The sequence below is a fragment of the Isoptericola cucumis genome, assembly GCF_014635665.1.
GTDB classification, from domain to species: Bacteria; Actinomycetota; Actinomycetes; order Actinomycetales; family Cellulomonadaceae; genus Isoptericola; species Isoptericola cucumis.
Genome location: NZ_BMDG01000001.1, coordinates 75,774 through 88,323 on the forward strand (window position 1 = coordinate 75,774; position 12,550 = coordinate 88,323).

At 74.3% G+C, this 12,550-nt stretch carries 10 protein-coding genes; 4 read left to right on the forward strand and 6 right to left on the reverse strand.

All coding sequences use genetic code 11. The annotated features are described in order from the left end of the window. Positions 1-85 precede the first annotated feature (85 nt). A complete protein-coding gene (locus IEW03_RS00350; protein ID WP_188521668.1) occupies positions 86-379 on the forward strand; it encodes a hypothetical protein in 294 nt (97 codons plus the stop codon). A 3-nt stretch (positions 380-382) separates the two neighbouring features. Here the strand turns inward: IEW03_RS00350 and IEW03_RS00355 are convergent, their stop codons facing one another. Continuing rightward, positions 383-2,695, reverse strand: coding sequence for an LLM class flavin-dependent oxidoreductase (locus IEW03_RS00355; RefSeq protein ID WP_188521669.1), 2,313 nt, complete (start codon positions 2,693-2,695; stop codon positions 383-385). 110 nt (positions 2,696-2,805) lie between these two features. On the opposite strand from IEW03_RS00355, the gene IEW03_RS00360 reads away from it, so the two are divergent. Next, on the forward strand, positions 2,806-3,303 hold the full coding sequence (locus IEW03_RS00360) for a MarR family winged helix-turn-helix transcriptional regulator (protein ID WP_188521670.1): 498 nt from the start codon (positions 2,806-2,808) through the stop codon (positions 3,301-3,303). A 43-nt stretch (positions 3,304-3,346) separates the two neighbouring features. On the opposite strand, the gene IEW03_RS00365 is transcribed toward IEW03_RS00360, so the two are convergent. From IEW03_RS00365 to IEW03_RS00380, 4 genes are all read right to left on the reverse strand, one after another. Next, complete coding sequence (locus IEW03_RS00365; protein ID WP_188521671.1) at positions 3,347-4,078, reverse strand: SDR family NAD(P)-dependent oxidoreductase; 732 nt, start codon at positions 4,076-4,078, stop codon at positions 3,347-3,349. A 198-nt stretch (positions 4,079-4,276) separates the two neighbouring features. Further along, positions 4,277-5,599, reverse strand: coding sequence for an ABC transporter substrate-binding protein (locus IEW03_RS00370; RefSeq protein ID WP_188521672.1), 1,323 nt, complete (start codon positions 5,597-5,599; stop codon positions 4,277-4,279). Between the two features lie 27 nt (positions 5,600-5,626). Then, on the reverse strand, positions 5,627-6,595 hold the full coding sequence (locus IEW03_RS00375) for a carbohydrate ABC transporter permease (RefSeq protein WP_188521673.1): 969 nt from the start codon (positions 6,593-6,595) through the stop codon (positions 5,627-5,629). Continuing rightward, positions 6,588-7,511, reverse strand: coding sequence for a carbohydrate ABC transporter permease (locus IEW03_RS00380; protein ID WP_188521674.1), 924 nt, complete (start codon positions 7,509-7,511; stop codon positions 6,588-6,590). The genes IEW03_RS00375 and IEW03_RS00380 overlap by 8 nt, the downstream gene beginning before the upstream one ends. Before the next feature lie 241 nt (positions 7,512-7,752). Here IEW03_RS00380 and IEW03_RS00385 point away from each other — a divergent pair, with 241 nt between their 5' ends. Both IEW03_RS00385 and IEW03_RS00390 read left to right on the forward strand, forming a co-directional pair. Next, entirely contained in the window at positions 7,753-9,708 is a 1,956-nt protein-coding gene (locus IEW03_RS00385; protein WP_188521675.1) for a DUF6807 family protein, read from the forward strand. A gap of 104 nt (positions 9,709-9,812) precedes the next feature. Next, positions 9,813-10,985, forward strand: a complete 1,173-nt coding sequence (locus IEW03_RS00390; protein ID WP_188521676.1) for a Gfo/Idh/MocA family protein — start codon at positions 9,813-9,815, stop codon at positions 10,983-10,985. A gap of 52 nt (positions 10,986-11,037) precedes the next feature. Here IEW03_RS00390 and IEW03_RS00395 read toward each other — a convergent pair whose 3' ends face one another. Next, positions 11,038-12,462: a Gfo/Idh/MocA family protein gene (locus IEW03_RS00395; protein ID WP_188521677.1), complete on the reverse strand. Its 1,425-nt coding sequence runs from the start codon at positions 12,460-12,462 to the stop codon at positions 11,038-11,040. Between the last annotated feature and the right edge of the window lie 88 nt (positions 12,463-12,550).

Consider the following 12,550-nt stretch of genomic DNA (forward strand, 5'->3'; position numbering starts at 1 on the left):
ACGGCGCGTACCGGGCCGCGCGCTCCGCCGAGGCGGCATCATGGTCCCCGGCGCGGGTGCGGAACCCGCGCGGCGGGGAGGCAGCGTGATGGACGACGACGAGCGGGCACGCCCGGAGGCACCGCGCTCGGCCGAGTGGGCGGTCGCGCTGGGCGTGGCGGCGCTCGTCTGCGCCGTCCTGCCCGTCGTCGGCGACTGGATCGCCGTCCCGGTCGGGGTGGGTGCGGTCGCGCTCGGCTCGGTCGGCATCCGCGTCGCCGAGCGTGACGGTCGGCCCGGGATCGCGCGCGGGCTCGTCGGGGCGATGCTCGGCCTGGTCGCGGTCGGCGCCGCGCTCTTCTCGGTGGCGGCGGGCCTGGGGCACGCCGACGCCGGCTGACCGTCAGCCCTGCGGGCCCGCCGGCGGCACCGGGAAGTTCGCGCGGAAGACGTTGTCCGGGTCCCAGTCCCGCTTCACCTCGCGCAGCCGCGCGAGGGTGGGCTCCGGGAAGGCGTCGGTCAGCCGCTCCGGGCGGGTGTCGGTGTCGAACGACAGGTAGAGCCCGTCGACGTGCGGCTCCATCACGGAGTCCCACGCGGCGTCGAGCCGCTCCTGCGACGACGACATCGCCGACAGCAGGAAGTTCTGGTGCCGGTGCGCGTACGCCGTCGCGCCCGCCTCGACGTCGTTCCCCGCCCCGCCGGTGGCGCGCACCTGGAGGAAGTACGCCTCCCCCGACAGGGCGAGCTTGGCGAACGCCTGCGCGGTCGCGGCGTCCAGGTGCTCCACCAGGCCCGACCGCACGGCCGGGTCACCGCCGCCGGCGTGGTGCTTGTCGCCGGCCTGCACCACGCCCGAGTACGGCAGCAGGTACGCCTGGTGCCCGAGCAGCGGGCCCGCGGTCGCGAGCCGCTCGAGCTGCTCGACGGCGGCGTCGGTGTCGTCCCCGGCCCATACCGTCATGAGCTGGGCCACGGGGCCCTGGTCGTCGCTGCCGTCCGCGAGGCGCCCGCGACGCCCGGGGCTGAGGATCAGGAAGCTCGTCAGCTCGCGCGGCGCGGACTCGACGACGCCGCCCCAGCGCTCCAGCACGCCCGCGACGTCGGTGGCGTCCAGCGTCATCTGCGAGAACACGACGCTGCCCTGCTCGTTGCCCAGCTCCATCGCCTCGATCTCGACCCACGTGACGACGCCGAGGTTGCCGCCCGCCCCGCGCAGGCCCCAGAACAGGTCGGGGTTCTCGTCGGCGGCGGCGCGCACCACGCGGCCGTCGGCGGTGACGACCTCGGCGGCGACGACGTGGTCGATCGTCAGCCCGTAGGTGCGGCCGAGGAAGCCGACGCCGCCCGCGGTGGTGAGGCCGCCGACGCCCACGCCGCCGTAGTCGCCCGAGCTGATGGCCCAGCCCCGGGGGGCGAGGGTCTCCGCGACCCGGCCCCAGGTGGCGCCGGCGCCGATCCGCACGCGCCGGGCGGCCTCGTCGACGACGTCGATCCCGTCGAGACGACCCAGGTCGACGACGATCCCGCCGTCGTTGGTCGACCGGCCGCTGATGCCGTGCCCGCCCGAGCGGACCCCGAGCGGGACGTCCTGCGAGCGGGCCCAGGTCACGGCCTCGGCGACCTCGGCGGCGCTGCCCGGCCGCAGCACCAGCCCGGGCGCGCCCGAGCGCAGGTAGTTGTGGCGCACCGTGTCGTAGGCGCGGTCGCCGGGCTCGACGGCGGTCGTCGCGAGGGCGGCCGGCACCGCGGCGTAGTCGATGCCGGGCCGGCGCAGCGTGATCGCCCGCTCCCCGCGCCGGGTCGCCGCGGGCGCGGTGCCCGTCGTCGCCCGCTCGCGCGCGACCGCCTCCCGCACGGCAGGGGCGATCTCCTGGCCGAAGACCTGGACCGTGTCCGGGTCGTCGGTCGCCAGGACGAACGTGCCGATCCCGTCGGCGAGGGCGAGCGTCGACAGCTCCTCCACCCACTGCTCCACCGGGCCCTGCAGGAAGCCCTGGCGGCTCGGGGCGAGCGCGCCCTGCACGTTCAGCAGCCGGCGCACCTCGGCCGGGTGCCGGCCGGCGGCGGCCGCCGCCTCGTCGATGATCGCGTGCCCGCGCTGCAGGTCGCCGTCCTTGAGGTAGGCCAGCGACGGCAGCCAGCCGTCGGCCTTGCGGCCGATGAGGCGCAGCATGCGGGGCTTGAGGGCACCGAGCCAGATCGGGACGTCGTGGGCGGGCGCCGGTCCGCGCTTCGCGCCCTCGACGCGGTGGTGCTTCCCGTCCACCCGCAGCCCACGGCGTTCGGACGTGTCCCAGAGGCCGCGGATGACGTCGAGCGCCTCGTCGAGCGCGTCGACGGACTCGCCGGGGGTCAGCCGGGTGCCGCCCATCCCCACGATCGGGTCCCAGAACCCGCCGGCGCCGAGGCCGAGCGCGGCGCGCCCGCCCGAGAGCAGGTCGAGCGACGCGACGGCGCGGGCCAGCACGGACGGGGGCCGCAGCGGCAGGTTCAGCACGTTGCCCGCGACGGTGACCCGCTCGGTCTGCGCCGCCACCCACGACAGCAGCGTCCACGTGTCGAGGAAGGCGGGCTGGTACGGGTGGTCCTGGAACGTCACGAGGTCCAGGCCGGCGGACTCGGCCAGCCGTGCCAGGCGCACCGGCGCCTGCGGGTCGCGGTTCGTCGGGGTGTGGAACGTTCCGAAGACCAGGTCGTGGCCGTAGTCCGTCATGCCGTGCCTTTCGCGGGAGGGCGCTCCCGTCCGGCGGGAGATCGTCTGCTGGACAGACGATATCAGCGGCAACTCTTCTGGCCGACCGCGCATTCCCGTAGGATGACGGGATGACCGCCACGGCCCCCGCGACCACCGCGACCGGCGCCGGCCCCTCCCCGCTGGGCTGGTCGCTGGCCGCGCTCCTGCGCGAGTGGAGCGCCGAGGTGACGGCCGCGTGCGTCGACGTGCCGCACGGCGGCCGCGGCTACGAGGTCCTCTCGGCCGTGACCCGCGAGGCGCCGCCCACCCAGGCCGCGCTCGCCGCCCGCCTCGGCATCGACCGCACCGTGATGACCTATCTGCTCGACGAGCTCGTCGGGTGCGACCTCGTCGAACGCCGTCCCGACCCCGCCGACCGGCGCGCGCGCCGCATCGCGGTGACCGACCACGGCCGGGCCGTCCTCGCCGACCTGGACGCCCGGGTCCGTGCCGCCGAGGACCGGCTGCTCGCCGGGCTGGAGCCCGCCGAGCGCGACGCCCTGCGCCACCTGCTCGCCCGGGCGGCGACCGGCGCCGCCCCGCACGACGACCGCTGCGCCGTCGTCGCGCGGGTCGTGGAACCCTGAGCCGCCGGCGCGGCTCACCACCCGCGGCTCACCAACCCGCGGCTCACCACGGCACCGGCCCCACGGCGTCGACGAACGTCCCGGACGGCGCCGAGCCGGACAGCGTCGCCGCCCGGTGCACCACCTCGGCGGCGGCGTCCGCCGTCAGCGGCGCCTGCTCCCGGGCCATGGGCGCGAGATCCGTCTGCACGAACCCCGGGCACACGGACGTGACCTTGATGGGTGTGTCGGCGAGCGCCTTCGCGAGCGCCACCGTGAGCCCGTTGAGGGCGGCCTTGGACGACTGGTAGGCCGGCACCACCGTCGAGTAGTAGGGGGAGGCCGGGTCCTGCTGGTCGGCGAGCGACCCCATCCGCGACGAGACGTTGACGATCCGGCCCGCCGGGCTGCGGCGCAGCAGCGGGAGGAACGCCTCCGTCACCACGACCGGACCGAGCACGTTCGTGTCGTAGGTGGCCCGGAACAGGCCGGCGTCCACCACCTCCGCCGGCCGGGCCGTGGCCTCCGGCAGCACCCCGGCGTTGTTCACCAGGACGTCGAGCCGCCCGAGCTGCTGGGCGACGACCGCCGCCGCGGCCCGGGCCTGCTCCGGGTCGGTGACGTCCAGCCGCACGCTGCTGGCCCGGCCTCCCTCGCTCCGCAGGAGGTCGGCTGCGGCCCGGCCGGCGTCGTCGCTACGGGCGGCGACCACCACGTGGATGCCGTCGCGGGCGAGCCGGCGGGCCACGGCGAGCCCGATCCCCCGGTTGGCGCCGGTGACGAGTGCGATCTTCACTGCGAGTCCTCTCCGTCTGCGGGGTGCTGCGCGGGCCCCTGCGGAGCCGCCACCCCAGCATGGGCGCCCGGCCACGGTCGGCGCTGGCGGGAATCGGACGGCGCGTGGGCGGGCCGGGAACGCCGGCGCACACGCCGGAGGGCCGGAGCTCCTCTCGAGCTCCGGCCCCCCGGAACGCCTCTCGGCGGGGTGCGGCGGTCAGCCGCCGATCGCCGCCCCGACGCCCTTGAGGAAGGCGTCGGCGGCCTCGTCCGGCGTCAGGTTGCCGAAGAGCACCTCGGTGTTGATGCGGATCATGATGTCCTGCATCTCGCTCGAGCCCTGCGGCGGGACGGGCGGGTTGTCGACGACGTCGGACTCGAGGCCCTCCATGAACTCGGCGACCTTCTGGTCGGCGGCCGTGAGCTCGGGCAGGATCGACTCGCGCACGGTCGTGTTGGAGGGCAGGCCACGGTCGGTGAGCTGCAGCGCCGCCACCTCGGGGTCGTTGAGCAGGAAGTCGACGAACTTGGCCGACTCCTCCGGGTGCTCCGTCGTCGCCGAGATCGAGTAGTACATCGCGGGCTTGAAGTACATGCCCGTCCGCTCGAACTGGGACTCGCCCGGCAGCCGCAGCAGCTCGAGCTCGCGGCCGGAGGCGTCGGACAGGGCGCCGAGCTGGTTCGACCACCACACGCCCATGGCGCCGGCGTTCGTCCCGAGCAGCGAGCCCTCGGGCCCGGCGTTCTGGTACTCGACCGACCGGGAGGCGTCGGGCTGCCCCTCGTTCGCCATCAGGTCGAGCGAGACCTGGAAGAACTCCGCGACGGTCTCCTTCGACAGGCCGAGCTCACCGTCCGGGGTGTAGAGCGTCTCGCCCTTCTGCCGGGCGAGGACGGCGAGGCCGGCCTCGTTGAAGCCGTAGTCCTGCGTGCCCCACACGCCGTCGCCGGCGCCCTTCGAGAGCTTGCCGGCAACGTCGACGTAGTCCTCCCACGTCCAGGTGGTGTCGTCCGGCATCTCGACGCCCGCGTCGGCGAAGATCTGCGGGTCGGCCACCATCGCGTACGCGTTGACGCCGGTGGCGACGCCGTAGAGCGTGTCGTCGATGGTGCCGGTGGCGAGGGTCTCGGCCGGGATCTCGGACGTGTCGACGCCGAGCTCGCCCAGGTCGGCGACGATGTCCTGGCTGGCGTACTCCGACAGGTACCGCTCCTCCTGGGTGATCACGTCCGGCGTGTCCCCGGCGGCCGTGGCGGTCGCGAGCTTGTCCCAGTACCCGTCCCAGTCGGTGAAGTCCGGGGTGACCGTGATGCCGGGGTTCTTCTCCTCGAACAGGTCGATGATCTCCTGCGTGGTCTGGTGGCGGTCGTCCGACCCCCACCAGGCGTAGCGGATCTCGACGTCGCCGTCGCCCCCGCCGTCGTCGTTCGGCATCGCCCCCGAATCGCCGGAGCAGGCCGAGAGGGCGAGCGCGCCGCTCGCCATGAGCGCGACCAGCGCGACGCCGCGTCGCGTGCGCCGGTGGATGGTGACTCGCATGAGGTTCTCCTTCGAACTCGTTGAGCGCTACTTGATGCCGGTGGTGGCGATGCCCTTGACCAGGTACTTCTGGCCGAACAGGAAGACGAGGAACACCGGGATGAGGGAGACGATCGACATCGCGAACAGCGGGCCCCACGAGCTGTTGCTCGTGGCGTCCACGAAGGTGCGCAGCGCGATCGGCACGGTGTACATGTCGGGCTTGGTGAGGAAGATCAGCTGGCTGAAGAAGTCGTTCCAGGTCCAGATGAAGGTGAAGATCGCCGTCGTCGCGAGAGCCGGCAGCGACAGCGGCAGCATGATCCGCAGGAAGATGCGCCCGTGCCCGCAGCCGTCGAGCCGGGCGGCCTCGTCGAGCTCCTTCGGGATGCCGCGGAAGAACTGCACCATGAGGAAGATGAAGAACGCGTCGGTGGCCAGCAGCTTCGGCACGATGAGCGGCAGGAACGTGTTGATCCACGACAGCGACGAGAACAGGATGTACTGCGGCACGATGATCACGTGGATCGGCAGCATGATCGACATCAGCATCACCGCGAACCACAGGTTCCGGCCGCGGAACTTCAGGCGGGCGAACGCGTAGGCCGCCATCGAGCACGACACGAGGTTGCCGAGCACCGAGCCGAGCACCACGATCGCCGAGTTGAGCAGGTAGTGGCCGAACGGGTCCAGCAGCGCGTTCCAGCCCTCGGTGTAGTTGCTGAAGTCCCACTCGGTGGGGATGAGGCCGGGCTCGCGGAAGATCAGCGCCGTCGGCTTGAACGAGCTCGCCAGCATCCACAGCAGCGGATACAGCATGACGAAGCCGAACACCACGAGAGCGACGTGCTTGCCGAGGCGCCGCAGGCGCGGGCCTGCCGGCCGACGGCGTGCCGGGGGGTCGGGGTAGGCGGCCGCGACCTCGGAGAGGCTCGGGGTGCCGCGGCCGGCGGCCCCGCTGGACGGGGCGGCAGGGGAGTCGGAGGGCGCCGCACGGCGCACGGGAGCGTCAGTCATCGTAGAAGACCCAGTACTTGGAGGCGACGAAGTTCACCGCGGTCATGCCCGCGATGATGAGGAGCAGGAACCAGGCCATCGCCGACGCGTAGCCCATCTCGAAGGAGCCGAAGCCCTTCTCGTAGAGGTAGAGCGTGTAGAAGAGCGTCGAGTCGACGGGCCCGCCCGTGCCGCCCGAGACGATGTACGCCTGCGTGAACGTCTGGAAGGCTCCGATGAGCTGGAGCACGAGGTTGAAGAAGATGATCGGCGTGAGCAGCGGCACCGTGATGTTGCGGAACTGGCGCAGCCTGCCCGCGCCGTCGATCGCGGCCGCCTCGTAGTACATCGTCGGGACCTGGCGCAGACCCGCCAGGAAGATGACCATCGGGGCGCCGAACGTCCACACGTTGAGGACGATGAGCGTGCCGAGCGCGTAGTCCGGGTGCGAGACCCAGCCCTGCCCCTCGATGCCGAAGAACGCGAGCACCTGGTTGATCAGGCCGTCGGCCCCGAACACCTGGCGCCAGAGGATGGCGATCGCGACGCTCGCGCCCAGCAGCGACGGCAGGTAGTAGATCGAGCGGTAGAACGCCAGGCCCTTGAGACCCTTGTCGAGGACCAGCGCCAGCCCCAGCGCCGCCACGAGCTGCAGCGGGACGGACACGATCACGTAGGTGAAGGTGACCTTGAGCGCCTGGAAGAAGCGCGGGTCGGAGAACATCGCCGTGTAGTTCTCGATGCCCACCCAGCCCGGTGCGCGCAGCAGGCTGTAGTCGGTGAACGACAGGTACAGCGACGCCAGCAGCGGGAACGCGGTGATCAGCACCAGCCCCACGAACCACGGCGCGAGGAACAGCGCCGCGGCCCTGCCGTCTCCCTTGCGGTGTTCGGTGGCGGCACGCCGCGTGCGTGCCACCTCGTGGATCACGGCCATGGGCGCACCCCGCCGTGCTGTCTCGCGGTAGGCGTCATCGCCTGCCTCCTGGATCGTCGTCGCCGTTGTCACGTCCTGGGCAGCACCGGCGTGAAACCGGTTGCTCGCTTGGACCGTACCACAGCAGCAACCGGTTTCCCATGGTGTACCGTCGCCTTGTGCGCACCGGAGCGCCGACAGCGCACCCGCGCGACGACGGGTCGTCCTGCACGACGGACGCCCCCTGACGAAGGAGACCTGGATGGCCGGGGTGAACGTGCGGCGGCCCGCCGCGACCATCGCCGACGTGGCAGCTGCCGCAGGCGTCTCGCGCGCCACCGTGTCCCGGGTGATGAACGGGCGCACCACGGTGGACCCGACGATCGCCGCCCGGGTCCAGGAGGTCGCGATCGAGCTGAGCTACCGGCCCAGCAACGTGGCGCGCAGCCTGTCCATCGGGCGCACCACGACCGTCGCGCTCGTCGTCCCGGACCTGGCCAACCCCGTGTTCCAGGAGATCCTGCGCGGCGTGTCCGCGGCGGCGGCCGCCGACGGCTATCGCGTGCTGGTCGCCGACACCGCCGAGGACCCGTCGCAGGAGGCCGCCGTCGCGCGCGACGCGCGCCGCCGCTGCGACGCCCTCGTCCTGGTCTCCCCCCGGATGCCCGCCGGCGAGCTCGACGCGCTGCTGCCCGACATCGAGCCGTCGGTGGTCATCAACCGCCGCGTGTCCCACCCGTCGACGCCGAGCCTCGTCGTCGACTACGACGACGCGACGGGCCAGCTCGTCGACCACCTGGTCGCGCTCGGGCACGAGCGGATCGCCTACCTCGCCGGCCCCCGGCTCGCCGCCACGAACGCGGCACGGCGCCGGGGGCTCGCCGCGGCCCGCGAACGCCACGCGGGGCTCGACGTCGTCGAGCTCGACACCGGCACCAGCCTCGCCGCCGGGCACGCCGCCGCGGACGCCGTCCTGGCCAGCCGGGTGACCGCCGTGATCGCGTTCAACGACCTCGTCGCGTTCGGCCTGCTCGCCGCCCTCAACGAGGCCGGCGTCGCGGTGCCGGGCGACATCTCGGTCACGGGGTACGACGACATCGACCTCGCGCGCTACGCGACGCCCGCCCTCACCACCGCGGCCGTGCCGCAGGACGAGCTCGGCCGGCACGCGTGGCGCGAGCTGCACGCCGTCATGGACGACGACGCCCACGCCGCGACGACCACCCTCTTCGGCGCACGGCTGGAGGTGCGTGCCAGCACCGGCCCGGTCCCCCGTCGGATCGCGCGGGCGACGGTGCGCCAGGCACGGCCGGCCACCCAGGACGCGGGCCCCGCGCCCGAGCAGGGCCCGGCGTGGTCCGCCGAGGGCGGCGCCATGGTGCTGCACCGGTCGCTCGACCACGGCCCCCTGGCCCGCTACGAGGACGGGTCACGGCTGCCGGCCATCCACTCGCCGCGCCCGTACCTGCACCCCGTGCACTCCCTGGCGGGCGTGCCCCTGACCGACGCCGGGCCCGTCGACCACCGCCACCACTACGGCCTGGGGGTCGCGGTGCCGGACGTCAACGGCACCAGCCACTGGGGCGGCCGCACGTTCGTGGCCGACGTCGGCCCCACCCTGCTGCCGAACCACGGGCGCCAGGTCAGCGCGGGCGCCGCCGTGGACCCGATGGCGCCGCACCTGCTCGTCGACACGATCGAGTGGCGCGACGAGCACGACCAGCCGCAGCTCGACGAGCGCCGCCGCATCGGCGCGCGCCTCCTCGACGACGGGTGGGTGCTCGAGTGGCGCACCACGCTGCACGCGACCCACGGTCCGCTGGAGATCCGCTCCCCCGCGACCAACGGGCGCCCCGGCGCCGGGTACGGCGGCGTGTTCTGGCGGCTGCCGAAGGCCCACGAGACGCAGGTCCTGTCCGCGGCCGGCCCGGGCGAGGACGCCGCGCAGGGCAGCACCTCCCCGTGGGTCGCGTTCGTGCAGCGCCACCGCGACCGCGACGGCGAGCGCACGACGACCACGCTGCTCACCCAGACCTCCCCCGTGCGGCACTGGTTCCTGCGGGCGGCGGAGTACCCCGGCGCGTGCCCGGCGCTGGTCTGGGACGCGCCTCTCGTGGTGCCCGCCGGCGGGACCGCCGAGACGGGGGTCGTCGCCGCGCTGTTCGACCGGGCGCTCGGCCTCGACGAGGCGGCGGCGCTCGCGACGGGCCTGCGCTGACGCCCAGGCGCCTCGTACCTCGCTCCCTCGACCCGGCCACGACCGACCCGGCCACGACCCTGCCAGGACCGCACCACGACCGCGCCCTCGACCCAAGGACGACGATGACGACCACCGCCCCGAGCACCTCCCGCGCGACCCCCGGCCGGCCCCCGCGCATCGCCGTCGTGGGGGTGCACGGCCACGGCGCGTCGCACGTGCGCCGGGTGCTGGAGCTCCAGCGCGCCGGCGAGGCCGCGCTCGGCGCCGTCGTCGACCCGCGCGAGCCCGGCCCGGGTCACGACGCGCACGACGCCGCGCCCTGGTTCCCCACCCTCGGGGACCTCCTGTCGACGCCGGGGCACGAGGTCGACGTCGTCGTCCTGAGCACCCCGATCCCCACGCACCTGCCGCTCGCGCGCGCCGCCATGGAGGCGGGCCTGGACGTGCTGCTGGAGAAGCCGACCACCGCGTCCCTCGCCGAGCACGCCGAGCTGGTCGCCGTCGCCGAGCGCACCGGACGGCGGTGCCAGGTCGGCTTCCAGACGTTCGGCTCGCAGGCCGTGCCCGCCGCCGCCGCGATGGTGGCCGCCGGGGAGATCGGCGAGGTCGTCGGGCTCGGGGCCGTCGGCACCTGGGTGCGTGACGCCGCCTACTGGGCGCGCGCGCCCTGGGCCGGGCGCCGCCACCTCGACGGGCGGGACGTCGTCGACGGCGTCGTGACCAACCCGCTCGCCCACGCCGTCGCGACGACCCTGCTCCTCGGCGGCGCGACCCGCACCGAGGACGTCGCCTGGGTGGACACCGACCTGTACCGCGCCCACCCCGTCGAGGCGGACGACACGTCGTCCGTGCGGGTGGTGGGTGCGGACGGGCGACGGTACGGGTTCGGCCTCACGCTGTGCGCCCCCCGGCGATCGCCCGCCCGCGTGCTGGTGCTCGGCACGCGCGGCGAGCTCGAGTACTTCTACGAGGACGACCGGCTGCGGCTGCGGTCCGGGCGCGTGACGGTCGAGAAGACGTACGGCCGCACGTCGCTCCTGGACGACCTGCTCGCCGCTCGCACGGACCCGCGCCGCGAGCTCGCGTGCGACGTGCGCGCCACCGGCGCCTTCATGCGCGTCCTCGAGGCCGTGCGCACCGCGCCCGACCCGACCCCCGTCCCCGAGGACCGGTTCGAGTGGCGCGGCGACGGCGACGGGCGGCACGCCGTCGTCCACGACGTCGAGCGGTGGTGCGAGCAGGCGGCTCGCACGCAGCAGACGTTCGCGGAGCTCGGCGCCCCCTGGACCGCCTGAGTCCGGCCTCGGCGGGGTCGTGCCGACCCCGCCGAGGTCGGTCGGACGACGTTCAGAGCTCGACGCCCAGCCCGAGGTCGGCGAGGCGGACCGGGTCGCCGGTCTCGAGCGACCGGTTGCCCGCGTAGCCGACGCCGGACGCGCGCAGCCCGTCGGCGAATCCCGCGGCGCGGCCGAGCGGGTCGGCGTCGGCCCGCCCGCGGAAGACGTCGCGCAGCAGCAGCGCGTCCCCGCCGCCGTGCCCGCCGGGCCCGACCGCCGTGATCGGCCGCTCCTCGGCCCGCTCCCAGTGCTTCTGCACGACGAGCCGGTCGCCCTTGGGCCGCACGGTGTCCTCGCCGAGCGCGTCGGTGACGCTCGGGTCGAGCACGGCCGTGCCCCCGCCGAAGACGACGGACCCGCGCTCGACGACCTCCAGCTCCGCGCGCCCGCGCGAGCCGTTCACCACGACGCGGTAGCCCTCCCAGGGCGCGCTCGCGGTGAGCGAGTACGTGAGCACCGGGCCGCCGCGGTACTCGACGACCAGCCCGAGCGTGTCCTCGGTGGTGATGCCCGCGTCGAAGACGCTGCGGTCGCGCACGTAGCCGTCGTAGGCCTGGGCCCGGGGACCGTAGAGCCCGGCCAGGTACGGGTCGGCGTCGACGTCGAGCCGCCACGGGTCCACGCCCTGCTCGCGGAGGGCCCGCTCGCCCGCGGTGGGCTCGTAGCCCCGCGCGTGCGCGGCGTCGTCGCCGTAGAAGCGGCGGCCGCCGCTGGCGAAGACGCGCTCGGGGACGTCGTCGACCCACCAGTTGACGAGGTCGAAGTGGTGGCTCGACTTGTGCACCAGCAGGCCGCCGTTGTTGGCCTTCTCGCGGTGCCAGCGGCGGAAGTAGTCGGCGCCGTGCACGGTGTCGAGGGCCCAGTCGAAGTGCACGGACAGCACCTGGCCGATCTCGCCGGAGGCGACGACCTCGCGCAGCGCCGAGTTCCGCGGCGAGTAGCGGTAGTTGAACGTCATCGTGAGGTCGCGGCCGGTCCGGGTGACGGCGTCGGCGATCTGTCGCGCCTCCGCGGCGGTCGCGGCGATCGGCTTCTCGACGACGACGTCGACGCCGGCGTCGAGGGACCGGGAGACCATCTCGGCGTGCGTGTTGTCGACCGAGGTGACGACGACGCGGTCGACCTGCTGCTCGTGGAGCGCCTTCTCCAGGTCGTCCGGGTGGTAGAGCGGCCGCTCGCCGCCGACCGCCGCCGCGACCTTCGCCTCGTGCACCGCGGCGCGCTCCGGGTTGGGCTCGACCCAGCAGACGATCTCGCCGTCGTCCACGTGGTCGCCGACCAGCGCGTCGACGTACATCCCGGCGCGGTGGCCGGTGCCCACGACGGCGTAGCGGCGGCGGTCGCGGCCGGTCGAGCCGCCGGTCGAGCTGCCGGGCGATCCGCCGGGCGAGCCGCTGGTCGAGCTACCGGTCGGGGCGGCGGGGGCGGAGGGCATCGTCGGTCTCCATCGTCGTCGGGGAAGCGGTTTCCCGACGAGCCTACCGGACCCCTTCGCGCCGAGACAGGCCCCACGGGACGGAGAG